General features: G+C 45.4%; 21 protein-coding genes and 1 pseudogene. 3 read left to right on the top strand and 19 right to left on the bottom strand.

Annotated features, from left to right (window positions below):
* Positions 1 to 120: 120 nt before the first annotated feature.
* Together KHN79_RS07545 and KHN79_RS07550 are read right to left on the bottom strand one after the other, a co-directional pair.
* Positions 121 to 1,326 (bottom strand): aromatic amino acid transport family protein, encoded by a 1,206-nt coding sequence (locus KHN79_RS07545; protein WP_182007727.1) that lies wholly within the window; start codon positions 1,324 to 1,326, stop codon positions 121 to 123.
* 219 nt (positions 1,327 to 1,545) lie between these two features.
* Positions 1,546 to 2,382, bottom strand: a complete 837-nt coding sequence (locus KHN79_RS07550) for a DUF481 domain-containing protein (protein ID WP_182007726.1) — start codon at positions 2,380 to 2,382, stop codon at positions 1,546 to 1,548.
* Positions 2,383 to 2,570: 188 nt separating this feature from the next.
* Here KHN79_RS07550 and KHN79_RS07555 point away from each other — a divergent pair, with 188 nt between their 5' ends.
* Complete coding sequence (locus tag KHN79_RS07555) at positions 2,571 to 3,434, top strand: AraC family transcriptional regulator (protein WP_182007725.1); 864 nt, start codon at positions 2,571 to 2,573, stop codon at positions 3,432 to 3,434.
* 155 nt (positions 3,435 to 3,589) lie between these two features.
* On the opposite strand, the gene KHN79_RS07560 is transcribed toward KHN79_RS07555, so the two are convergent.
* Positions 3,590 to 4,192 (bottom strand): 2OG-Fe(II) oxygenase, encoded by a 603-nt coding sequence (locus KHN79_RS07560; protein WP_182007724.1) that lies wholly within the window; start codon positions 4,190 to 4,192, stop codon positions 3,590 to 3,592.
* Between the two features lie 178 nt (positions 4,193 to 4,370).
* On the opposite strand from KHN79_RS07560, the gene KHN79_RS07565 reads away from it, so the two are divergent.
* Positions 4,371 to 5,312: a LysR family transcriptional regulator gene (locus KHN79_RS07565; protein WP_182007723.1), complete on the top strand. Its 942-nt coding sequence runs from the start codon at positions 4,371 to 4,373 to the stop codon at positions 5,310 to 5,312.
* A 1,087-nt stretch (positions 5,313 to 6,399) separates the two neighbouring features.
* On the opposite strand, the gene KHN79_RS07570 is transcribed toward KHN79_RS07565, so the two are convergent.
* The 16 genes and pseudogenes from KHN79_RS07570 to urtA form a co-directional block, all read right to left on the bottom strand.
* Positions 6,400 to 6,873, bottom strand: a complete 474-nt coding sequence (locus tag KHN79_RS07570) for a response regulator (protein ID WP_182007722.1) — start codon at positions 6,871 to 6,873, stop codon at positions 6,400 to 6,402.
* Positions 6,860 to 8,197, bottom strand: coding sequence for an ATP-binding protein (locus KHN79_RS07575; protein WP_182007721.1), 1,338 nt, complete (start codon positions 8,195 to 8,197; stop codon positions 6,860 to 6,862). The genes KHN79_RS07570 and KHN79_RS07575 overlap by 14 nt, the downstream gene beginning before the upstream one ends.
* Before the next feature lie 19 nt (positions 8,198 to 8,216).
* A pseudogene (locus tag KHN79_RS07580) lies at positions 8,217 to 9,634 on the bottom strand (SLC13 family permease).
* Between the two features lie 334 nt (positions 9,635 to 9,968).
* The gene (locus tag KHN79_RS07585; RefSeq protein ID WP_182007720.1) at positions 9,969 to 10,499 is read right to left on the bottom strand and encodes a HupE/UreJ family protein; all 531 of its coding nucleotides are present in this window, start codon (positions 10,497 to 10,499) and stop codon (positions 9,969 to 9,971) included.
* Positions 10,500 to 10,510: 11 nt separating this feature from the next.
* Positions 10,511 to 11,152: an urease accessory protein UreG gene (gene ureG / locus KHN79_RS07590; protein ID WP_182007719.1), complete on the bottom strand. Its 642-nt coding sequence runs from the start codon at positions 11,150 to 11,152 to the stop codon at positions 10,511 to 10,513.
* A gap of 2 nt (positions 11,153 to 11,154) precedes the next feature.
* Positions 11,155 to 11,817, bottom strand: a complete 663-nt coding sequence (locus KHN79_RS07595; RefSeq protein WP_182007718.1) for an urease accessory UreF family protein — start codon at positions 11,815 to 11,817, stop codon at positions 11,155 to 11,157.
* Complete coding sequence (ureE, locus tag KHN79_RS07600; protein WP_182007717.1) at positions 11,817 to 12,278, bottom strand: urease accessory protein UreE; 462 nt, start codon at positions 12,276 to 12,278, stop codon at positions 11,817 to 11,819. Before ureE ends, KHN79_RS07595 begins: the two co-directional genes overlap by 1 nt.
* A 16-nt stretch (positions 12,279 to 12,294) precedes the next feature.
* The gene (gene ureC, locus KHN79_RS07605) at positions 12,295 to 14,001 is read right to left on the bottom strand and encodes an urease subunit alpha (protein ID WP_182007716.1); all 1,707 of its coding nucleotides are present in this window, start codon (positions 13,999 to 14,001) and stop codon (positions 12,295 to 12,297) included.
* 13 nt (positions 14,002 to 14,014) lie between these two features.
* Positions 14,015 to 14,320, bottom strand: a complete 306-nt coding sequence (locus KHN79_RS07610; RefSeq protein ID WP_182007715.1) for an urease subunit beta — start codon at positions 14,318 to 14,320, stop codon at positions 14,015 to 14,017.
* 8 nt (positions 14,321 to 14,328) lie between these two features.
* The gene (gene ureA, locus KHN79_RS07615) at positions 14,329 to 14,631 is read right to left on the bottom strand and encodes an urease subunit gamma (RefSeq protein WP_182007714.1); all 303 of its coding nucleotides are present in this window, start codon (positions 14,629 to 14,631) and stop codon (positions 14,329 to 14,331) included.
* An 82-nt stretch (positions 14,632 to 14,713) separates the two neighbouring features.
* On the bottom strand, positions 14,714 to 15,571 hold the full coding sequence (locus KHN79_RS07620) for an urease accessory protein UreD (protein WP_182007713.1): 858 nt from the start codon (positions 15,569 to 15,571) through the stop codon (positions 14,714 to 14,716).
* A gap of 4 nt (positions 15,572 to 15,575) precedes the next feature.
* Positions 15,576 to 16,271, bottom strand: coding sequence for an urea ABC transporter ATP-binding subunit UrtE (gene urtE / locus KHN79_RS07625; protein ID WP_182007712.1), 696 nt, complete (start codon positions 16,269 to 16,271; stop codon positions 15,576 to 15,578).
* Positions 16,268 to 17,104 carry an urea ABC transporter ATP-binding protein UrtD gene (gene urtD, locus KHN79_RS07630; protein ID WP_182007711.1) on the bottom strand — a complete coding sequence of 279 codons (837 nt, stop codon included), beginning with the start codon at positions 17,102 to 17,104 and terminating at the stop codon, positions 16,268 to 16,270. Before urtD ends, urtE begins: the two co-directional genes overlap by 4 nt.
* Positions 17,101 to 18,186 (bottom strand): urea ABC transporter permease subunit UrtC, encoded by a 1,086-nt coding sequence (gene urtC / locus KHN79_RS07635; RefSeq protein ID WP_182007710.1) that lies wholly within the window; start codon positions 18,184 to 18,186, stop codon positions 17,101 to 17,103. Before urtC ends, urtD begins: the two co-directional genes overlap by 4 nt.
* A gap of 2 nt (positions 18,187 to 18,188) precedes the next feature.
* Complete coding sequence (gene urtB / locus KHN79_RS07640) at positions 18,189 to 19,805, bottom strand: urea ABC transporter permease subunit UrtB (protein ID WP_244812542.1); 1,617 nt, start codon at positions 19,803 to 19,805, stop codon at positions 18,189 to 18,191.
* Between the two features lie 183 nt (positions 19,806 to 19,988).
* Positions 19,989 to 21,263, bottom strand: a complete 1,275-nt coding sequence (gene urtA / locus KHN79_RS07645) for an urea ABC transporter substrate-binding protein (protein WP_182007708.1) — start codon at positions 21,261 to 21,263, stop codon at positions 19,989 to 19,991.
* Positions 21,264 to 21,705: 442 nt separating this feature from the next.
* On the opposite strand from urtA, the gene KHN79_RS07650 reads away from it, so the two are divergent.
* Positions 21,706 to 24,783, top strand: a complete 3,078-nt coding sequence (locus tag KHN79_RS07650; protein WP_244812544.1) for an ATP-binding protein — start codon at positions 21,706 to 21,708, stop codon at positions 24,781 to 24,783.
* Positions 24,784 to 24,896 lie beyond the last annotated feature (113 nt).

The following is a 24,896-nucleotide window of genomic DNA, read 5'->3' on the forward strand; positions in this document are numbered from 1 at the left end:
TACAAAATAAACATAGATTTTCGCCAATTTTTTCAGCCAATATATCTCAGTAACTTGATCCAAATTAAAAAGCCAACGAGCATGACTCATTGGCTTTTAAGATTTTATTGAGCTGAAAATCTAACCTAGCGCAGGCAACACCCCGAGCGTGATTAACATCTGTGCGGTGACAATTCCCGTTCCTGCTAAACCAGTAAGAATTAATGCACCCTGCCCTCCAGCTACCCGGTACTCGCCGACAAAATCATCAGAACGGCGAACCTTAATAACCATAACCAGCGGTAAAAAGATAGCGAGGATCGCCAGAGCAATCGCTGCATAGCCTAACGCCATGATAAATCCCTGCGGGTAAAACAGAGCAAAGCCTAATGGTGGCGTAAATGTGATTAACGCGGCGATAATTCGATTTGGTTTTTCGCTACTGCCTTTGATCGTGTCACCCAAGAACTCAAACAAACCAAGACTTACACCAAGGAAAGATGTCAGTAGCGCTAAATCAGCAAATACACCAACTATATTACCCAGATTAGATTGAACAACAGTTTGAGATAACTGACCAATAAGCGAGCTCAAGCCGCCGTTCTGAATCAAGGTATCTTGGCTTACTACTCCCAACGTCACTATCTGCCAGAAAATGTAAATAACTAGCGGAATGGTAGAACCAATGATGACCGCTTTACGCAATGACGAAGTGTCACCATCCAAGTAGTTTACAATTGTAGGAATACTGCCGTGGAAGCCAAAGGAAGTAAAAATAACAGGAATTGCCGCCACAATAAGACCTTGCTCAATCGGCATACTTAGCAAGTAAGATTGTGTCACGTTTGGTGCCAAGAAAAATAGCACTGCAATCATCGCAACAAGCTTCATGGTGAACAACACACGGTTAACTTTATCTACCGTGCCCGTGCCTACTGTTACAACCAAAGTGACAATCACAGTGAAAATGATAGTTGACGTAGAACCGGAAAATTCCAGATCAAACCATTGAGTTAAGCGGTCACCAAATTGAGCACCGCCACCAGCGATGTATGCTGCACATAACGAGTAGAACAAAAATAACATTGAAAAACTCGCAATCCACTTACCTTTCTGGCCGAGGATTTGTTTGGCTAGAGTATGCAGCGTCGCGCTGCTTTCAGCATACTGATGAAGCTCTAACATGAGCAACGCTGTGAATGCCATTAGAGCCCACAAACCCAGCATAATGATGAGAGAGGTAGAGAAACCGATACCAGCGGAAGCAAGAGGAAGTGCCAACATACCAGCACCAATTGTTGTCCCTGCGATAATCAGGGTACTACCAAACACTTTAGAACTACTCATTGTATATTTATCTTTACATCTCATTGAAGATTATCAGTACCAAATCGGGCAATTTTCAACCTAACTGATACCATATTTTGTTATGAGCACGATACTGTAGGATCTTCATGAGAAGATCAAGAGAAGTGTAAGAATTAAAAACCACAAGCGTAAACCACAGTTTACAGACGGGTAATTCTAGCGAATTCTTGCCTAAAACGAGAAGATTCTAGTCAAATTTTAAAACTTGTAAGCCAAGGTAAGCATCGGACCATAAAAGCGATAGGTGATATCTAACGCCTTATTAGTACTCTCGTAATCAACGCCAACTTCGTAGTAGTTAAATGACCCCGTCATACTTAGATTGTCAGTAAAAAAATACTTCGCACCGACATCAACCTCTACTAAGTACCCCTCAATATTGTCATACGACAAGTAGAACACCTGCGCTTCGCTCTTTATCGTCCAATCTTGATTCAACAAGTACTCTGCCCTGATGCCTAAATCGGGTAATGGCGCGGTTAAGTCACTGAATAACGTCTCATCAACAAACAACGTGGGAACTTCTTCAATACCGCTGGCTTTTGCACCCAGCTTGCCATCCAAACCAAGCGACAACCACATTACGTGCATACCAACCAACACATCCAAAGCCCATTTATCAGAGGTATAAAACTGATATCCATAGCCAACTCGCGCGATATCTATATCTAAGTTCGTTGTCAGCCTTGAGCCAACCTGCACTACATACGTCACTGAATCAGAAGTGATCTCAAATGGTTTACTGATGGAGGTACGCGTCGCTTCACGATCAAGGCTGCGCCAATCGAGATAAACGTTGTGTTTTTGATTGAAGTAATACTCCAACTTAAGATAAGGGAGCACTGTAAACTCTTTTAATTCGAGGTCTGATTCGAAATCAATTTCACGGACCTTGTCGAAATAAGGATCGTAAGCGTTGAGTTTAGTGTCTGTATAGGAGAAAAAGCCGCCGATTTCCATCTCCCAATCACCTGCAAAAGTGGAAAATGAGGAGAATACCGCTAGGTATATTATCCAACTCGCTTTATCTAACATCTTTGAACCTAAGCTGTTCTATCTATGCGTAAAGAAAGTGTAGACAGTAGTATTATTTTAAGAAAGGAAATGGAGCGTAACGTTAGGTAAGAAGCATCTAAGTTTGACTACTCCGCAATTTCAGTCAGGAAAAAACTATTCTCTATAGATATTATGTTTATGAATTCTTAGTGGGGTATTAAAAGAAAATGAATGTAGTGAGTCGCCATCAACGACAGGTAAAGAAAGTATGTAACTTTATCAACAGTAACTTAGATAAAGAGTTTTCTCTAGATCAGCTAAGTTCAGTCGCTGCCAGTTCTAAGTACCATTTTCACCGTATCTTTAAATCGTTTATGGGAATTAGCACCATACAATACGTTCTGCTAGCCCGCATGAAGCGAGCTTCTTTCAGGTTAACATTTGAACCTAAGGCAAGTGTTACTGATATTGCTTTTGAAGCGCACTTCGAAAGTCTTGAGGCCTTTTCTCGCGCATTTTCGAGAGTATTTGGCCAGACTCCTTCCCAGTTTAGAGCTCAGCCAGATTGGAGTTCCTGGCACGCAAAATATGAATATCAACCCCTTATTTCAGGAGAAACTACGATGGATATAAAAGTCATCGATTTCGACAATAGAGAAGTCGCACTCATAGAGCACAGAGGGAGCCCAAAGCTCGTCTTTGAAACAGCCTCGAAATTCATCAACTGGAGACAATCTACAGGATTATCCCCCTTAAAAACCAGTGAGACATTTGGCATTCCTTATTCTGACCCGAGTAATACTCCTGATGAAGAATTCCGGTTCGATATCTGTGGTTCACATCAAGGAGATGTACCAGAAAATAGCTTTGGCGTTAAATCCGGAATGATTCCTGGTGGCAGGTGCGCGGTTGCTATCCACAAGGGTAGTCATGACACTATTGGTGATACTGTCTATTACCTATATCAAAAGTGGCTACCGGAGAGTGGCGAAGATTTAAGAGATTTTCCCTGTTTCTTCCGTTACTTAAATTTCGTTCATGAAGTAAATGAATGTAACTTAATAACAGAGGTCTATTTGCCGATAGAATAGTGGCTTACTCTAGCTGATGGCCTGAACATTGATGCAAAAACTCAGCACCGTCGGCTTTTGTATTTCCTGGTTTGAGTTTCCAAATCCTACTACTACGCTAACTGCAAATGCAGATGAATCGGAAACCCAATAGAGTAACGCTCTGCTAACTAACCTCAACTGGCAATATCCAACATATTGTCGCGCACACCATTGATTCGGAACCAACCTGCGATACTGAATCTATCAGCGTTAGTCGGCAACACCTCATGGGGGAATTGTTCGGACAAGAATACGAGCAGACGGCCTCCTCTGGGAGGTATTGTCGCAACGGTCTTATCATTTAAATCGTAAACCACCAGCTCGCCGGCATCTTCTTCGCTCCAAGACTCATTGAGATAAAACACTGTGGTTAAACGGCGATTTTCATTTCCTTTAAAACTATCCAGATGCTTCTTGTAGAAATCGCCTTTCTCATACTTAGCGAAATGCGCTTCATATTCGAACAAGCCAAGATACAAGTGGCGATTTGCCGCTTGTCGAACCTCTTCCAGCTTGCTTAGATAAGATGCGATTGGGCTACCCATCTCAGGCTTTAGCCACTGAATCTTGTCACTACGAATAGACTCTTCACGAGTAACTTCTTCATTTCGACCGATACGTGCTTTTTTCCAGTTATCAGGTATACAATCTCTCAGCTGCGTAACTTCTTCGTCTGATAGAAAGTCGTCCCAAATGTAATATCCATCGGTCGCTATGGCATCGATCAGTTCATTCATTTTTATTTGTTCATCGTTTGAATTGGAGCGTTTATATAAGTAATTCAACGAATAACAACAAATGGGATTTTTTGTCGACACGATAACGATTTGAGAATGACCGCAGATAACTATTCCACTTAGTGCATGAATACAGATAGAATTGAATAAACGAACACATCCACCAAGACAATAAACTATGGACTACATCACTCTATCCAGAATCAGTTTGAAGCACCTGACTGTGTTACACATGTTGCTATCTACACATAGCGTTACGCAAGCAGCTGAACGTCTCTGTGTGACGCCATCAAGTGTGAGTAAAACGCTTAGCCAGCTGCGCGAAACATTAAAGGATGAACTGTTCTACCGTGATGGAACACGCTTAGTACCTACCCCGTTTGCGACTAAAATTGGCCCATCGATTCATGGCATTTTGTCTAGTATGAATGGCTTGCTACACCAGGGTTCTTTCAATCCTGCTTATTATCAAGGAGAATTCTCGATTGCAATGCGTGAAAGTTCATTTGAACTGTTTGCGCCAGTCCTAGAACATTTATCAAAGCAACTTGGTAACCATACGGTTTTAAATGTTCATTCGAAAGATGAGATGAGTTTCGATGCGTTAATCAGGGGACAAATTGACTTTTTGCTGTTGCCCCACGATCTGAGTCAGCCGCCGACACATAACAAAGACCTGATTTGGCAGACCATATTGAAAGACGAGTTAGTATGTTTAATGAGAAAATCCCATCCACTTGCGCAAAAGCCGCTTACCATTGAAGGATACCTTTGTTCACGACACTTAGGCATTCACGATAAGGATCTTTCTCAGCCCTACTTTGAGCAAAACCTTCAGCAGAAATACCATAAGCGTAACCTCGCGATGAAAGTGGCGGACTTTGGCTCTGCAGCAGTTATGTGCCACCACTCAGACCATTTGTTCACTTGCCCTAAACTCTGGGCAAGAACCGCATTACAAACCAAAGGCTTAATTGAACAGCCCCTTCCATTTGATTTCGGCCAAGTGTCTTACAGTTTAGTTTGGAACAAGGCGAGTTTGAATGATCCGGCATTACGATGGCTACAGGAGCAATTACTTGATGCCTGTAAAGTGCTGGACGCTTGTGAAGTCGCATAAGCAACGCAAGACGTATGAGGTTAAAGAAGATATGAAAGGTGATTCCCCACCGGATTCCGTCATACATTAAAAAATATGTCACGACGTCATCAAATCGAACACTGTTATTACTATATAGCCAGGCATTTTAAATTAGATTATTGCTGATCTATCTCGTTACAGTGCGCGCAGTGGGTGCACTCCTCTTTAAGCCAAACAACGTTGTTGCTATTGTTGAACATTCAATGTTGTGTACTCTGGCACCCATATTTTCACCACGCTAGCAACTGCGGCAAAAATTTGGAGCGATACGCCTGTTTCAACATCGATAGTTACAACCCAGTAGAAAGATGACTAGGAAACCCTCTAAACGCTAACAAAGGGTAAAAGGAATTAAGTGCTGGAAACACAAACCACTTCGCCTAAACATCTTGACCTTATTACACATAATGAAAAACTCAGTGTAACCTACAGCTCACCCTCTTTAAGGCAAACCATAATATTCTTCGTATGACCACACGTGTGATTAAAATTTTGTGAAGTCACTTCCAAACCTTATCCTCATGACCCCGTAATCGCTAATGAAAAAAAATAAAACCACCTTTTCCATATTGGAAATAAGCAGTCACTACATTAGCATTTCATGCTCTATGAATTTCTTCCATATTTGACAGACAACGACCTTTGATATAAACAATAATCCAACAAATTCAATAATTTACAACAGAAGAATAATCAAACACAAGAAAAGACACAGTTGAGACAGGAAGGAAAAATTAGCACCATATAAAGGAAAATGGGTATAAAGCACTCGTTTATTGGGATATTACACTCTGAAATAAGTGAGATTAGAAACATTTTGAATCAAAAATGAATCAATTCGGAAGAAGCGGTTTATTCAAGAAAGTCTCAATGTAGGAACAGTATTACATTTTTCCAAAAAAGAAATTAGTATGACATCAAGAATATCTTCACTTACGTAGTTGAGACCCAAGTCTAGCTACAGTTTTAGTTTTATATACACAAATGACTTCAAGATGCTCTGAGTCCGGCATCTCGAAGTCATTTTGGTATAGGAGGTAATTTGTTTTGTTTTAGTAAACTACATCTACCTAAGCCGTTCAAAAACCACACTTTGATCAAGGTGCTCATGATATTGCGTGTAATCGAGTCCCATATCGAAGATGTATTTAGTTACAAGGTTTCTGACGCACTCTACCAATTGAACCGCCTGCCAGGGCTTTTCGAAATAACGGTCAATACCAGCGTCGTTTATCGCATTGATGGTGTCCGAATGGGTTGCCTGCCCCGTTAACAAAACCTTACGGGTATGAACAAATCGACTGTCTTTAGATATTTCAGCCAAGAACTCAACGCCGGTTTTACCTGGCATTACATGATCTGAAATAACTAGGGCAATCATTTCACCTTCAGCATCAAGCTCGTCCATTAATTCCAGTGCTTCAATGGCTGATTCACAATCTTCAATGTTTAGCCACTGAGCCAATGGTTCTAGATCAAGCAGAACCGCACTTAACACCTCTCGTTGGTCGTCAACGCAAATTAAATTAAGCTTCTCCATGTTCACCCTCTACCGGTAATTTGATTCTGAAAATAGTTTTGTCACTGTCGCTTTTCACAACCACTGATCCGTTGTAGCCTGCAACGATACGTTTTACGATCGACAACCCCAGGCCTAATCCGAACGACAGCCCGCCCTTCTTAGTCGTAAAATTTGGCTGAAAAATCTTTCTTCGTGTGGATTCATCTATCTCCGGGCCATTATTGCTAATCGTCACTAGAATTTTGCTTTTACTGAAACGTGTTTGTATCTCTATCGTAGGCGATTCAACATTAACTAATGCATCACACGCATTTTTTAAGATGTTTACCCAAATCTGCACAAGTTCCGTCTGTGAGCCGAGGAACAGTGGTAACTCTGCCGGACGAAAACGAACTTTTACCCGTCTCAAATCACTTTGTAGTAAAGCTAACGCCCGGTTGATTGAATCATTGATATTCAGTGTTTCATCCACATCAATATCGGTACGACCCAGTTGTTTGACGGAACGCACTATGCCCACAGTGTGTTTAGACGCAAGACGCAGATCGTGTAGGTCTCTTCCCATTTGCCAGTAGCGGATGGCATCTTGAGGATTTTTCAACCAATGTTCTGAGAGATAACCTTCCGGAACCGCCCTTGCTAAATCTCGCGCTAGTCCTCTGGATAGGCCGTAATGCTTTTCAAATTCACGGCCTCGGGCCCGCGCCTCGCTCGACGAGACTTTCTGACCCTGTAATAATCCAAAATCAAAGAACTGACTTGCCTCGGGATGCACTTCCTCTAACAAGTCCATGATTACCGCTTCTAATCGTTCGGATTTGCTGCTTACAACACCAATTGCATTATTAAGCTCATGGGCAATGCCTGCGGCAAGCTGTCCCAACGTTGTCATTTGTTCCGCAGTGTGGAGTTTTTGCAGCGCTTTTTCTTTGGCAAGCGCCTCTTCCATCGCACGATGCTGACGACGTGATAGCTCATTAACCATGACTGGCATGAACTGCGTTGTCAGGGGGCCAAACTTGGATTCTTCCACCGCAGGAGTGCTACGTTCTATCCATGCGAGTTCGGCATCCGATTGAGCCACCACCGTCGATGACGCTGTCCAGGTCCCTGAGAAGAAACTGTGTACACCGATAAATGCCCCTTCAGAAGCCGAGAAAACCTGAATTGGTTTTCTCTCCTCCTCAGCGTAGTAACCTGCTAACTGCCCCGAAAGAACAAAATACAGACGATCGTTATAGCCATCTTGTTCAATCAATGCCGAGCCGGCCGCAACAGTAATGCGACGCTCTGGTTGATTAAAATATCGCTCTACTAACGCATCTAACTTACTTTCATACATGTTTAATTTCGTACATAGGTTATCCAATAAATCCTACCGAATGCAGTACCCAAACCATCACAAAGCTTAGCAGCACTCCCACTACACCAAGCACCACACCAACACGTGCCATTTGGTTACTTTGTACATGACCAGTTGCGTGTGCCAGTGCATTAGGCGGTGTACTGATAGGCAGAGACATACCTAACGAAGCGGCAAAGGTAACCACGAGAATTAAGGTAACCTCACCACCAAGTGGCGTTAGTGATGCCATAGAAGCGCCCAGTGCTGCCATAATGGGCATCAACAAGTTAGCCGTAGCGGTATGGGACATAAAGTTAGCCATAAGCAAACAGAGGAAAGCCGCACCGAGCAACACCACGTATGGTGAGAACTCATCGAATGGGATGCTGTGGACGACCAATTTAGCCAAATCGGTTTTATCCAGCGCCAAACCAAGCGCGATACCACCAGACACTAACCAAAGCACATCCCAGGAAATTTTCTTTAAATCTTCTTTATTAATAATGCCGGTTAAAGAGAAAACTGCGACAGGTATAAGCGCTACCGTGTACGAGTTCATGCCATGAGCCGAGCCCATTAGCCAAAGAATGATCGTGCCTGCAAAGGTAATGTACACAACCATTGCTTTCGGCGTTTTAAAAACTTACTTTTAATATCGAGGTTAATGGTGGTTTGATCCGCTTTATAAAGTGCACTGATAAGTAGCCATGCGAGTGCCATCATCACAACAACAAAAGGCACACCAAACATCATCCATTCACCAAACGTAATCAGATTATCGCCAACAAGATATTTCAGGGCGATAGCGTTCGGTGGCGTACCAATCGGTGTTCCGATACCACCAATATTAGCCGCAACAGGGATACACAAAGCGAACGCAATACGACCCGGGTCTTTGGGGCCAAAAACGGCAATGACCGGAGTGAGGATAGACAACATCATGGCAGTCGTTGCGGTGTTAGACATGAACATGGAAAAAATAGCCGTGATCAGCATTAATCCCAGCATTACGTATTTAGGGTTTTGCCCAAAGGGCTTTAGTAACACGCGCGCTAAGTTAACATCCAAACGATACTTAGTGGCAGCCATCGCTAAGAAGAAACCGCCTAAGAACAGCATAATGATCGGACTGGCAAACGTTGCCATAATTTCATTGTAATGCAGTAATTCTCCGAAATGTGGCTGCCCTTCTTGCCCCCGAAACAGCACAATACTTTTGTCCGACACCAGCAATAGTTCCAGGACGATGATCACTACCGATGTCGCATAGATAGGGATAGGCTCAAACACCCAGCATAGAGCGGCAAGTAAGAATATTGCAATGACTCGCTGTTGGATGATGGTTATGCCATCGAATGGAAATGCAGACAGAGGCATCAGCCAGATGATTAACGGGATGATCGTTGGGATGATGTATTTGAGATAAGGGCGCATAGTGCTACTTCTCTTCCTGAGATGGTGTATTAACATTCGGAGTTCACTGAAACGTATAGCTATCTCGTACAGAAACTGAGTAACTGAGTAACTGAGTAACTGAGGCTTATCCGAAAGAGATAAAAAGGTGGTATCAAGTGACTCCAGTTAACAATTATGCACACTGTTTGGAAACAAAGGGGTGGTGTTAGATCAATGAACTTGTATTCAAATCACAAAACATCGTTTATATGTGTTCAAGCTCAATTATTGCGCCTCAAAGTTATATTGCTACGAGTAATTCTGAGTAAATTAATATGCCGACGTTAGTCGGCATATTTATAGAAAGACTGCTTTATTGATGGGTAAGGCGTACCTTCAGAGCAGCTAATTGTCTTGAGATAAAATAGGTAGCACCAACGACCATAACACTAGCCAGCATCACACCCAGACCAAATTGTGCAAAAGCGCCTTGGGCCTCGGCACCTTGAACTAACCCATGCGCTAAGCTGAACAATAATATTGCGCTCGCAGCTATCACGCTCTTCAGGCCACCTTTTTTTAAAACAAGGAGAGCAAGTGGTAAGCCGATTAATGAGCTCGCCACTAAAGTTTCTGCTGAGCTTGCACTACTCCACTCTAAACCAATAGCGTAGCCACCAATGATTGCTGCCATGATACCAGCTGAAATCTGACTCGCTCGGCGAAGTGCAAAACTGGAGAGAAACAAACCGATTAACGATAAAGCGAATAGATGATCCCAGCCAGTCAGCGGGTGTAAAAAGCCCTGAGAAAAACTAGCCTGCATGGTGTGCCCTGTATGAGCAAAGCTGCTAGCACTTACCAATACTAAACTTGCCGTCAATCCGTTGATTAATCCTTTCATTTCGCTATTCCTTATGCTTCCGTCACTTCAACTTTCACGCCACGCTTTTCCAGCATGCCGCGTTCAACAATAAAATCGATTACTTCCTGTAAACCGTCACCACGAATCAGGTTGGTGAACACAAATGGCTTAGCACCGCGCATCTTTTTAGCATCACGGTCCATTACCTCTAACGATGCATTAACCATGGGTGCTAAATCAGTTTTATTGATGATCAACAAATCCGATTTGGTGATGCCTGGGCCTCCTTTACGTGGGATTTTGTCACCCGCACAGACATCAATTACGTATAGCGTCAGATCGGACAACTCAGGGCTAAAGGTCGCACTCAAGTTGTCTCCCCCGCTTTCAACCAGTACGAACTCTAAGCTAGGATGACGTTCTTGCAGTTCGTCAATTGCCGCCAGATTCATCGAGGCGTCTTCACGAATCGCAGTATGCGGACAGCCACCGGTTTCCACGCCAAGAATACGATCGGACTCCAGAGCTTCATTGCGTAGTAAAAACTCCGCATCTTCTTTGGTGTAAATGTCGTTGGTTACCACGGCTAATTCATAGTGCTGACGCATGGCTAAACATAGCTGACGCAACAGTGCTGTTTTACCTGAGCCAACTGGACCACCCACACCAACTCGTAAACATTGTGTACTCATTATTAGCTCCTAAATAATCTTGAATATTGAGTTTCATGCCATGCACAGACCATTGCAAAATTCGGTAATGTCAGCCCGATAGCTTCATCTTCGACCAAAAACCCTGTTTTAATTGCATGTTCAATTTGTGGCATCAAAGTAATCAGAACGCGTTGCGCTGATGTTTGCCCCAACGGAACGGTCTTACATGCCACCGTAATTTGATTCTCTAGCCATGACCAAAGCCACCCCGTCGCCGCCTGCTCCAGTGAAACACCAAAGTGCTGACATGCTTTGGCGAACAGTGGCAAATAAGTCATCTTTTTCGCCTCTGGTGGCAAGTCAACTTCCAGACTCACCAACAAACGATAAAAAGTCTGCCCAAGCTTTTGCTCTTCCATTACCAGCTCAGCGGTTTCCCTGTTCGCCAGTAACACCGCTTGCCAATGATCAAGTGCTGCTAAATCGTCTTTTTGCCACGCTCGATAACAACGCACCAAAATTGGCACTTCCAAGTTCGCTTGCGCATGATTGAGGATTGGCTCTAACCAGGTTTGTAATGTGGCTTCGTCACTTACCCAATCCAGATCCACTGCCGTTTCTAACCCCTGGCTATAAGCGAACGCCCCGATAGGCAGGCTCGGGCTGCTAAGATGCAACAGAGAGAGCAATGACTGTACGTTCATTAGTGACTATGCTCCTCATGACTGTGACTATGGCCACTGCCGTGATAAGCACCTGACTCTGGATTGAACATCGCTTTATGGTGTCGACATTCCAGACCGAAGAGTTCCACCATTTCCTCCAGAACATGATCCGGCTGAAAAGCCAGCCACAGCTCACCAATTGCCATTGGCACGTGACGGTTTCCCATGTGGTAGCAAGCTTTGGAAAACGTTAACCAGTCTTTCGCACTGGCTGTCACGATCTCTTCCTCTTGCGCTTCGACCAGAAACACTTTTCCACATTCGGTAAACAGGCAGTCTCCATCTTGCAAAACATCGCCGCGCGGAAGAAAAACACCAACATCCATCCCCGTTTTGCTTGTTGCTCTGAAGCGTCCTCGTTGACGAACTTCATAGGCAAGTACAATTGAGTCATCTATTTCGCCATGATGATGATCTGAGCGACTAATTACTCGGTACATATTTCTATTCCTTCACTTAGAACAAGGTGTAACGCTGCGCCAACGGCAATTCTGTCGCTGGGTCGCAGGTTAATAGCTCGCCATCGGCGCGAACTTCGTAAGTTTGTGGGTCTACTGTCACTGTCGGCATGTAGTCGTTGAGAATCATGTCGTTCTTGGTTACGCTGCGGCAGTTTTTGCATGCCACCAGCTCGCGCTGCAAACCTAACTTTTCTTTGAGACCATTCTCACTCGCGACTTTACTGGTAAAGGTGACAGACGTTGCAGAAGCGGCGCTACCAAATCCACCAAACATCCGGCGATAATGAACAGGTTGCGGTGTTGGTATTGACGCATTGGCATCGCCCATCGGTGCCGCCGCAATAAAACCGCCTTTAATAATTAACGCTGGCTTAATCCCAAAGAACGCTGGTTTCCAAAGCACGATATCCGCCAATTTTCCGACTTCCAGTGAACCAACGGTATGATCCACACCGTGTGCAATAGCCGGATTAATGGTGTACTTTGCGATGTAGCGTTTAGCACGAAAGTTATCTGCCTCAATCGCTTTGTCTTGCTCAAGATAACCACGCTGCACTTTCATCTTGTGCGCGGTTTGCCAGGTTCGGGTAATGACTTCACCTACTCGTCCCATGGCTTGTGAATCCGAGGCAATCATAGAGAACGCGCCCAAGTCGTGGAGAATGTCTTCCGCAGCAATGGTTTCTTTGCGGATACGAGAATCGGCAAATGCGACATCTTCCGGAATATTTGGGTCAAGGTGATGGCACACCATCAACATATCTAAATGCTCGTCAACCGTATTGACCGTGTAAGGACGAGTTGGATTCGTTGACGATGGCAGAACATTTGGTTGACCACAGGCAACAATGATGTCCGGAGCATGACCACCACCCGCGCCTTCAGTATGGTAGGTGTGTATCGTACGTCCTTTAAATGCAGCAAGTGTATCTTCGACAAAGCCGGATTCATTTAGCGTGTCTGTATGAATAGCAACCTGCACGTCGTATTTCTCCGCGACTGACAAACAGTTGTCGATCGATGCTGGCGTTGTGCCCCAGTCTTCGTGCAGCTTTAACCCGCAAGCACCGGCTTCAATTTGCTCTGCAAGTGGCGCAGGCAAACTCGCGTTACCTTTACCAAGAAAACCAAAGTTCATCGGCATTTGGTCGGTACTGCGCAGCATTTGTGCCATGTTCCACGCACCGGGTGTACACGTGGTTGCGTTCGTGCCCGTAGCCGGGCCTGTACCACCACCAATCATGGTTGTGGTGCCCGCCATTAACGCTTCTTCTATCTGTTGCGGGCAGATAAAGTGGATATGCGCATCGATAGCACCAGCAGTGACGATATGCCCTTCACCAGCAATCACTTCGGTGCTTGCGCCAACATTAATCGTGACATCAGGTTGAATGTCTTTGTTACCCGCTTTACCGATAGCGGCGATGTTGCCATCTTTAATACCAATATCGGCTTTGACGATACCCCAGTGATCGAGAATTAACGCATTGGTGATCACGCAATCTACGACTTCATCACGACATAACTGACCTTGCCCCATCCCATCGCGAATGACTTTACCGCCACCAAACTTCACTTCATCACCGTATACGGTGTAATCCTGCTCAACTTGAATAAACAGCTCAGTGTCGGCAAGACGAACTTTGTCGCCGACTGTCGGCCCATACATATCGGCATAGGCTCGACGAGAAATTTCTGCCATTGGTCTACTCCCCTTAAACCTTGCCCATCACTTCGCCGCGGAAGCCATATATGGCTTTCGCACCATCAATCTCAACTAATTCAATGTTACGAGTCTGCCCCGGTTCAAAACGTACAGCAGTACCAGCAGCAATGTTGAGCCGCATTCCTTTGGCTTTTTCACGCTCAAAGTCCAGCGCTGGATTGGTTTCAAAAAAGTGGTAATGACTGCCAACTTGGATTGGACGATCACCATGATTGATCACCGCCAGTTGCAGCGTTCTACGTCCTTTATTCAGTTCAATTGGCGCGTCATTTAAAATGTATTCACCAGGCTTCATACTTGCTCCTATTGAATCGGATTGTGGACAGTGACAAGCTTTGTACCGTCAGGAAATGTCGCTTCTACCTGAACTTCCTCCAGCAGTTCGCAAATCCCTTCCATAACGTCATCTTTAGTCAGCAGATTGCGACCTTCACTCATCAGCTGGGCAACACTTTTGCCATCACGTGCGCCTTCCATAATCGCAGCGGAGATATAAGCCGACGCTTCCGGGTAGTTGAGTTTGACGCCACGCGCTAGCCGACGCTCAGCCACTAACGCCGCGGTAAACAGCAATAACTTGTCCTTGTCTCTTGGAGATAGTTCCATCGGTAAATCCTCTAAACTCTGCGTTACGTTTCTATTTATTACATCGTTACTTTTTGAGTTATTTTGCGCAGCGGGCTGCGGCTTAGGTGTTCCAAATTCTTGGAGCACATGCTGGACGCTGAAGCAGTTCCGGGCGAATAATTTGCCAACATGCACGTAATTGATGTTGCGCTTGTTCGCTACAATCACCTAGGTAGCGAACCAACAAGACGTTAAGTCGATAAGTCATACTCAGCGTACCTTGTGTCTCTGCAGAAAAGTGGTGACGCAGTAAGTCCACCATTGCCTGCCCATCATCTAATCCAACTACGGTTAAGGTTCCTGAAACCAGCTGTCCGTTGAAACCGCTGATCGCCGTCAGCAGTGGGTCGTCCGCTGCTAGATATTGGCGCTCAAGCAATAGTGGTGTGCCGTCGTGATAGATAGACAAGTGTTGCTCAACACTTCCCTGAGTAAACGGAAAGTGACTTTTGGGACGCCCTAAGCAGAAGACATCAATGCCAACAAACTTAGCGTCACCATAAAGATTAACGTTAGTGGTCAACTTGCCGTGTGCGCCATCGAAAACAATCGTTTCCATCGGTAACCACTCACACGCGGCATTCTCGACTTCAATATCAACACGCTGCTTTTGCTCAATATTTTTGCTGTCTGCCTTATAAATCTTTCCTGCAGAAGGCGTGGTGATAAGCGCATGACTCTCGTTCTGACAGTGGATCTGAATACTTAAATCATCTCCCGAAACGAGCCCTCCTGGAGGATGAAGCAGGTAAACATGGCAGACATCCATTTCTGGATAAAACGGACGTTGAACGCGCAACGGCCCCTGAAACTCCATACGCTTCATCTGAGTTTTGTCATCCGACTTACTAAAACCAAGCGAGAGATAAGCAGGCCAATGACGCTGCGTTTGGGTCGACATGTTAAATACACTATTCATCCGCTTACACCGTCAGATATTTCTTCACTAATGCATCATTAAGCTCTTGCATTTCACCCGTCGCCACTTGGCGTCCACGGTCGATAATGCAAAAGTTGTCAGCGACTTTACGTGCAAATGGTAGTTTCTGTTCGACCAGTAACACCGTCAGACCAATCTCTTTATTAAGGCGGCGGATAATGTCGCCAATCTCAGCGACGACATTGGGCTGGATGCCTTCGGTCGGTTCATCCAGAATAAGCAGTTTAGGGTCTATCACCAACGCACGGCCTATCGCCAGCTGTTGCTGCTGACCACCAGATAAGTCACCACCACGGCGGTGTAACATCTCTTTAAGCACCGGAAAAAGTTCGTAAATAAATTCAGGGATCTGTCTGGTACCATCTTTTCTCATCGGTAATCCGATACGTAAGTTCTCTTCTACGGTTAGCAATGGAAAGATCTGACGCCCCTGCGGCACATAACCAATTCCAATCGGTGCACGTTTCTCAGCAGCCAGTTTAGTGATGTTGTTCCCTAGGAAATTAATCTCACCACTCTTGGTTGGCAGCAGTCCCATAATGCATTGCAATAACGTGGTTTTGCCCACGCCATTGCGTCCCATTAAAACGGTACATTTTCCTTCTGGAATCTGCATGTCGAGGTCCCAAAGCGTATGGCTCTGTCCGTAGAACTGGTTTAATGCTTTAATCTCAATCATGCTTCTTCTCCAAGGTAGACTTCCACCACCTTACGGTTGCTCTGCACCTGATCCATAGAGCCTTCCGCTAATACACTGCCTTGGTGTAACACCGTTACGTCACGCGCTATCGAGCGAACAAAATCCATATCGTGCTCGACGAGTACAATAGTGTGATCGCCCGCTAATGAAGTCAGCAGCTCACCAGTTCTATCCATCTCCTGATGGGTCATTCCCGCAACAGGCTCATCCACCAGCAGCAGTTTCGGGTTTTGCATCAGCAACATGCCGATTTCTAACCACTGCTTTTGACCATGGGATAAAGCGCCAGCCAACAGAGCGCGCTGTTCGTATAAGTCAATTTGTTTAAGCACATGATCAATGTGATCCACCTGGCTCGGAGAGAGGGAAGCAAACAGCGTTGAAAACACCGTTTTCGGTCCGGCCATTGCCAGCTCTAAATTGTGGAATACCGATTGCGATTCAAAAACGGTCGGTTTCTGGAACTTACGGCCTATGCCCGCCTGGGCAATTTCAGGCTCACTCATTTGCAGCAAATTAATGTTTTGCCCAAACCAAGCGGTACCAGCGTCAGGTCGCGTTTTCCCCGTAATGATGTCCATCATGGTGGTTTTTCCGGCACCATTGGGTCCAATGATGCAGCGTAATTCCCCTTCTTTGATGTAAAGATTCAGATTATTGATCGCTTTAAAACCATCGAACGACACACTGATGTCTTCGAGATACAACAAGCATCCGTGCCCCACTTTGAGCATCGGGTTGACTTGAGGCTTCATAAACTCGTAAACGTGCTCTCGGTCGGTCAGTTCTTTAGCAATGCTTAAAATACTCATGCCTGCACCTCTTTACGTTTTATTAAGCCTGTCACTCCCTGAGGCAAAAACAAAGTAACCAGAACAAACATCGCACCCAAACTAAACAGCCATACTTCTGGCAGAGCTGCCGTTAAATAGGTTTTAGCGTAGTTGACCGCTAACGCACCAACTACCGCACCGTACAGAGTTGCGCGTCCGCCCAGTGCTACCCAAACCACTAATTCAATTGAGTTAATCGGAGAAAATTCTGATGGGTTGATGATGCCAACCTGAGGTACATACAAGGCACCAGCAATGCCAGCGAGCACAGCAGAAAAGGTGAAAATCGCCAGCTTGACGTACTCGACTTTATAACCGGTAAAGCGTGTACGAGCTTCAGCATCACGCACTGCCATGGCGACGCGCCCCAAACGACTGACAACGATAAATCGACAAGCCAGATAACCCAATCCGAGCGCGATACCTGACAGAACAAACAAAGTTAAGCGCGTGGCATTGGCTTGCAGGTCATAACCTAAGATATCTTTAAAGTCGGTTAATCCGTTGTTCCCACCAAAGCCCATTTCATTACGGAAGAAAGCCAGCAGTAAGGCGAACGTCAGTGCCTGAGTGATAATGGATAGATAAACACCCGTCACACGAGAACGAAATGCAAACCAGCCAAACACGAACGCGAGTAGGCCCGGCGCTAACACCACCATCAACATTGCAAACCAGAACTGATCAAACCCGTGCCAAAACCAAGGCAGCTCCTGCCAGTTAAGGAAAACCATAAAGTCAGGTAACTCTGGGTTGCCGTACACACCCCGGTCCCCAATCTGACGCATTAAATACATGCCCATCGCGTAACCACCCATCGCGAAAAACGCCGCATGACCTAAGCTCAGAATACCCAAATAACCCCAGACTAAATCCACCGCGACAGCGAGTAACGCATAAGTCAGATATTTACCCAGTAGCGTCACGGTATAAGTGGAAACATGAAGCGCCGAACCTTCAGCAAAGAACAGGTTCAATGCAGGTATCAAACAAAGCGCTGCACCTAGCACAATCAAAAACAGCAATGTAGAACGATCAAACAATTTTGATTGAAGATCCATGATTAACCCTCCGCCGAGCGACCCTTCTGAGGGAACAAGCCTCGGGGTTTCTTCTGAATAAAGAGAATGATAAATACCAGCACCAAAATTTTCGCCAGAACGGCGCCAGCCCAGGGCTCCATCACTTTGTTAGCAATACCAAGCGACATACCGGCCACCAGTGTTCCCCACAAGTTACCGACACCACCAAACACCACCACCATGAATGAGTCGATGATGTACTGCTGACCCAAGTTTGGTCCTACGTTGGTAAGTTGGCTGAGCGCCACGCCTGCAATACCTGCGATGCCAGAGCCCAAGCCGAAGGTCATTGCATCGACCCATTCCGAACGTACGCCCATCGCGCGCGCCATGCTGCGGTTTTGGGAAACGGCACGTACCTCAATACCTAAGCGGGTATAACGTAATACGGCAAATAAGAGCGCAAACACAATTAGACAGAAAACAATGATGTAGAAACGGTTGAGTGTCAGACTGAGCAAAGGATTTATTTCAATCACGCCTTGCATCCATTCGGGTGTCGACACCGAGCGGTTAAGCGGCGAGAAAATAGTACGCACGGTTTGTTGTAAAACCAGACTGATACCAAATGTCGCTAGCAGTGTTTCCAGCGGGCGTCCGTACAAAAAGCGAATCACCCCTCTTTCGATTAAGATCCCCACGGCTCCTGACACCAGAAATGCCACAGGTATTGAAACCACGATTGACCAACCAATATGATTCGGCATCAATGTTTGAATAACGTAAGTGGTATAAGCGCCTAGCATGATTAGCTCACCATGCGCCATGTTAATCACGCCCATAACACCGAACGTAATCGCAAGACCTATAGCCGCAAGCACCAATACAGAACCAAGGCTCAAACCAAAAAACAGCGTTTCGCCAAAATGGGCCAGACTCACGCGCTGCTCTATTTTTCCGAGTGCCCGGTTCGTCGCACTTGTGAGCGCTTCATTAGGTTCTGTGGCTAAAAACTGGTTAAGTGCATTACGAGCACTTGGTTGGTAGCTTTCACCTAGCGTCGCTATCGCGTTTTCCTGCCCCAGTTGGTCACTTGAATGTTCCAACTGATAAATCGCTAATGCGGTATCCAGTACCTGCTGAACATCGGAATCCTGCTCACTGATGCGAGCTTTTTCCAGTAAGGAATAACTCTGCTCATCCAACTCTCCCATCAACTGTGTTACCGCTTTAATGCGGACACTCGAGTCTGGATGACGAATATTAAGTGACGCTAACTGTGCTTTAATATCACCGCGAATCTGGTTGTTAATACCGATTTTCTTAACAGAACGGCGCTTTACTTGTTCTGGCTCTGCCGAGATTTCGGCAAAAAGTGGGGTAACAAGATAATTACTACCTTTTTTCTCGACGATTTTGACCAACTGCTCAGATTCTTTATCTAGGTAGATGTCGCCACCTAACAATAACTCTAAAACCTGAATGGAGCGTTCATCACCACTCTCACCAATATTATTCACTGCGATACGAATCTGATTGTAGTCTCTCGTAGTAAGACGCTGTAACTCACTTTCAAAGTCAGTGGTCTGGGCGAACGCATGCGTCGCTATAATGAAGCTAAAAATCACAACGAAAACGCGTGAAATGGTAGAGACCATTCCATCGCATAAATGCATTGGTCGTTGAAATCTGGAGATGTGAAACATCGCGGGCAAACCTCTGGTTAAACGAATAGTTTTCTCTACATAACAAGAAAATGAATTAAGACACTCAGCTTAGTGGCAGCGACCTAAATTACTCGGGCACTGCCACCTAAGCTGAAAAACGTTTAACAATCCGGATTAGAAGTTTTGGCCCGAACACTTGCCGGTTTTGGTGTTGTAGTTACCGCAAGATAGCGGTGCGCGCCAATCCGAGACAAGGTCTTTAGAGCCTGGTAAGAAATCAGACCATGCATCACCAGCCACTAAGCCCGATGTTTTCCATACGGTCTCAAACTGGCCATCGTCCTGAATTTCGCCGATAAGAACAGGCTTAGTAATGTGATGGTTAGGCATCATTGCTGAATAGCCGCCAGTCAGGTTAGGAACAGTGACACCAATCAGTGCATCACCCACAACTTTAGGGTCAGTTGTTCCCGCTTTCTTAACCGCTTCCACCCACATGTTGAAGCCAATGTAATGCGCTTCCATAGGGTCATTAGTCACACGCTCATCACTCTTGATGAATTTGTGCCATTTCTCGATGAACTCATCATTCACATCAGATTCAACGCTCATGAAGTAGTTCCATGCAGCTAAGTGACCTACCAATGCAGAGGTATCCATACCGGACAATTCTTCTTCACCTACTGAGAACGCAACCACTGGAATATCGTCTGCAGAAAGACCTTGGTTACCCAGCTCTTTGTAGAAAGGTACGTTCGCGTCGCCGTTGATAGTCGATACAACGGCAGTTTTCTTACCAGTAGAGCCGAACTTCTTAATGTCTGAAACAATTGACTGCCAGTCAGAGTGACCAAATGGTGTGTAATTGATCATGATATCGGCTTCAGCCACACCTTTGTCTTTTAGGTACGCTTCAAGAATTTTGTTGGTAGTACGCGGGTAAACGTAGTCTGTACCTGCCAGAACCCAACGCTGTACACCCTGGTCAAGAAGATAATCGACCGCAGGAATGGCTTGCTGATTTGGCGCAGCGCCAGTGTAGAATACGTTTTTCGAAGACTCTTCACCTTCATACTGAACTGGGTAGAACAGTAAACTGTCCAGCTCTTCAAATACGGGTAGTACGGACTTACGCGATACCGATGTCCAACAACCGAACACAGCATCGACTTTATCTTTGGAGATCAGCTCACGCGCTTTTTCCGCAAACAGAGGCCAGTCTGAAGCCGGGTCTACCACAACCGCTTCAAGCTTTTTGCCTAACAAGCCGCCTTTTTTATTCTGTTCATCAATCAGCATCAGCATTGTGTCTTTCAGTGTGGTTTCACTGATTGCCATGGTGCCTGATAGAGAGTGAAGTACACCCACTTTAATGGTGTCTTCTGCCATTGCGTATCCGCTTAGTAGTGACGCTGCTAATACCGAAGTCGCCAGGAAATTCCGTTTCATTCGTCTTCTTCCTTTCATTAATTTTGTTAATTACAAACACTAATTCATGTCACGGTCGTACTTATCCAATGGATAAACCCTGTTGACTAAATGAACAAAATTGAGTATCGACCAGAATGATGATCTTGAATATGCGTGGTTAGCGCACAAAAACTACGTTAAATTACGCATAGTTGAACTATCAAATGCGAGCTATACTTGCTTTCGCACAGGATGTGCATTGTTATTTGTATCAGTACCGTGTTGAAACCAACATTTTAATTCTCAAGGATGATGAATTATCTCTACACAACAAAAAGTCCACGTTACGAGGCGCCGCTACAATAAACTGGTCGGTAACGAGCTGCTTGAAGATTTCGCGTTACGCTTTACCGCCAAGCGCGCCAGAAAGTGGTCAGCAAGTTGGATTGCGAACACAGCGCTAGGTATCGTCTCATTTCTGGTGCTAGAGGCACTTGGTGGCACCATCACTCTTAACTACGGTGTCACGAACTCGCTTTGGGCTATCCTCGCCGTCGCCTTAGTCGTCATCTTTTCTGGAATTCCAATCTGTTATTACGCCGCAAAGCACGGCGTCGATATTGATTTATTAAGCCGTGGCGCAGGTTTCGGCTACATCGGTTCTACCATTGTTTCACTGATTTACGCCTCCTTTACCTTTATCTTTTTCGCGCTGGAAGCCGCCATCATGTCGATGGCTATCGAGCTACTGTTTGATATTCCGCTCGCCATTGCTTACGTAATCAGTTCCGTTATCGTCATCCCTCTCGTCGTGCTCGGTATTACCAATATCGGGCGCTTTCAGATGTGGTCTCAACCCATTTGGTTAATGCTGCAGATCGTACCGTTGCTCTATGTATTCACTCATGAAGACGCCAAAATAGATGAATGGTTAAATTACACCGGAGTGAATGATGTTGGCAGCGACTTTAACTGGCTGCTTTTTGGATCTGCATCGGCGGTATTACTCTCGGTTGTGGCTCAAATAGGCGAACAGGTCGACTTCTTACGTTTTCTCCCTGCTAAAGAACGTTGCGGAAAGCTGAAGTGGTGGAGTGCCATGCTTTTAGGTGGTCCGGGATGGATGATTTTCGGTTCGATGAAGCTTGTTTTGGGCAGCTTTTTGGCCTGGCTTGCCATCAGCCATGGTGTATTACCGAATCTGGCCGGTGACCCTGCACACATGTATTTCACTGTATTTAGCTATACCTCGGACAACACCCAACTCGCCTTACTTGCTGCCGGGCTGTTTGTGATCATTTCTCAGCTAAAAATTAATGTAGCGAACGCTTATGCCGGCTCGCTAGCTTGGTCAAACTTCTTTTCCCGACTCACCCATCACCATCCCGGGCGAGTAGTGTGGATGGTATTCAACGTCTTGATTGCCCTACTTCTCATGGAGCTTGGTGTTTATCAACTGATTGAGCAGACATTGCAGGTTTATTCCGTCCTGGTTCTAGCGTGGATAGGCTCTATTGTCGCAGATCTGGTGATCAACAAGCCTCTCGGTCTCAGCCCTAAAATCATCGAGTTTAAACGTTCGAAACTCTACGACGTTAATCCGGTTGGTGTCGGTTCAATGCTAATTGCATCGGGGATCGGCATTACCGCCCATCTCGATTTTTATGGTGAAATCACTAAAGCCTTTGCTTCCTATATTGCTTTTGTTCTGCCATTTATTACTGCACCACTCATCGCGATGCTCACCAAAAGCCGTTACTACCTTGTCCGTAACGAACTGGTTCACAGCGACATCATCATTTCCAGTGCAGATGAGGAGCATCAATGCTCTGTATGCGAACACACCTTTGAGCATGAAGATATGGCGTTATGCCCAGCTTACGGTGGCCACATCTGTTCTCTGTGCTGCTCGTTAGACGTTCGTTGCCAGGATAACTGCCGCCCCAATGCAACATTCAGTGCGCAGATAAAACAAGTACTCTCACCCTACTTTTCCACCATCTGGGTCAATCGGTTATCGTCAACAGTCGCCCATTTTGTGGTAGTTATGTTGACGGTCAGCCTGGCGATGGGAGCGATTCTCGCGCTGGCGTATTCTCAAATACCTCAGCTTGAACAAACGCATATGTCTGCCATATCGAATGGTTTAGTTAACGCTTTTGCCCTTCTGCTTATACCGATTGGTATCATCAGCTGGTTGTTCGTATTGGCGCGCACAAGTAACAGAACTGCAGTAAAAGAACTCAAATCACACACCGCTCTGCTGACAAAAGAGGTCAATGCGCACCACAAAACGTCTCAGGCCCTGCAGCAGGCGAAACGCTCGGCAGAAACCGCAAATAACGCCAAAAGCCGCTACCTTGCCAGTTTAAGCCATGAACTGCGTACCCCTTTAAATATATTGCTTGGCTACGCTCAATTACTGAGTTCCGACAACAAACTCGACAACCAGACGAGACAGTATGCAGAGGTGCTCAAGCGTAATGGTAAACACCTGTCCGATATGATTGAAGGCTTGTTAGAGATTTCAAAAATTGAAGCCGGACGTTTAGAACTTCATCGTGACGAGTTCAGCCTAACCGCATTGCTAGAACAACTGGTCAGCATGTTCTCGATGCAGGCGCAGCGCAAAGGATTAAATTTCGAATACGAAGCATCCGGTTATTTACCTACATTTGTTGCCACAGACAAACAGCGACTGCGTCAGATATTGATTAACCTTCTCGGTAATGCCATTAAATACACCGAAAACGGTACGATTTTGTTTAAAGTGAGTTACCGCAACCAAGTGGTGCATTTCACAGTTCAGGACACCGGAATAGGCTTATCAGAACAAGACTTACGTCTGATATTTAAACCTTTCGAGCGTATTAAGAATCAGAAAACCGAAGCAATTCCGGGATCCGGTTTGGGCTTAACCATCTCAAACGCGTTAGCCGAAATAATGGGCGGGGAAATTTCTTGCACCAGTAAAGTCGACCACGGTAGTGCTTTTGTATTAAAGCTAATGTTGCCTGAAGTCAAAGATGGGTTGCCAGAACCGGAGTTGTTAAGTGACGCGGTAACTGGATATACGGGCGAACGCAAGACAATCATGGTCGTAGATGATATCGAAGATCAGCGCCAGTTGATTTCTCGCATACTAACTCCATTAGGGTTTAATGTCTTGTTAGCGGATAATGCCCCACAAGCTCTCAAGTTGATAAAACAGCACCATGTTGATCTGTTTATGCTGGATATATTCATGCCGCAGGTCAATGGCTGGCAGCTGGCAATACAACTACGCAAAGAAGACTTCCGGCAGCCCATTCTGATGCTATCGGCAAATATTCAGGAGTTGGAAACCAACAACCAACTACAACGCTATCACAGTGACTATTTAACCAAGCCAGTATCAGTACCCATGCTACTGGCCAAGCTCAATCGCTTGCTCAACATTCACTGGCTATATGATGAAGCAGATGACCATGTATCGGATACCGCTGATGTCGATGCAAAAAAAACAGCTGGACGCGATCCCGAGTTACGAGCAACTAATTCAGCTAAAAGAGCACGCTGAGATTGGCTTTTTATCCGGAGTAAGCAGCGAGCTAGAAAAGATAGAACAGGCTCTGTCTGGAAGTAATGATTGGATTGTGAAGTTAAAACAGAACCTGCAGGAATGTAATTTCA

This window comes from Vibrio sp. B1FLJ16, assembly GCF_905175385.1.
Lineage (GTDB): Bacteria > Pseudomonadota > Gammaproteobacteria > Enterobacterales > Vibrionaceae > Vibrio.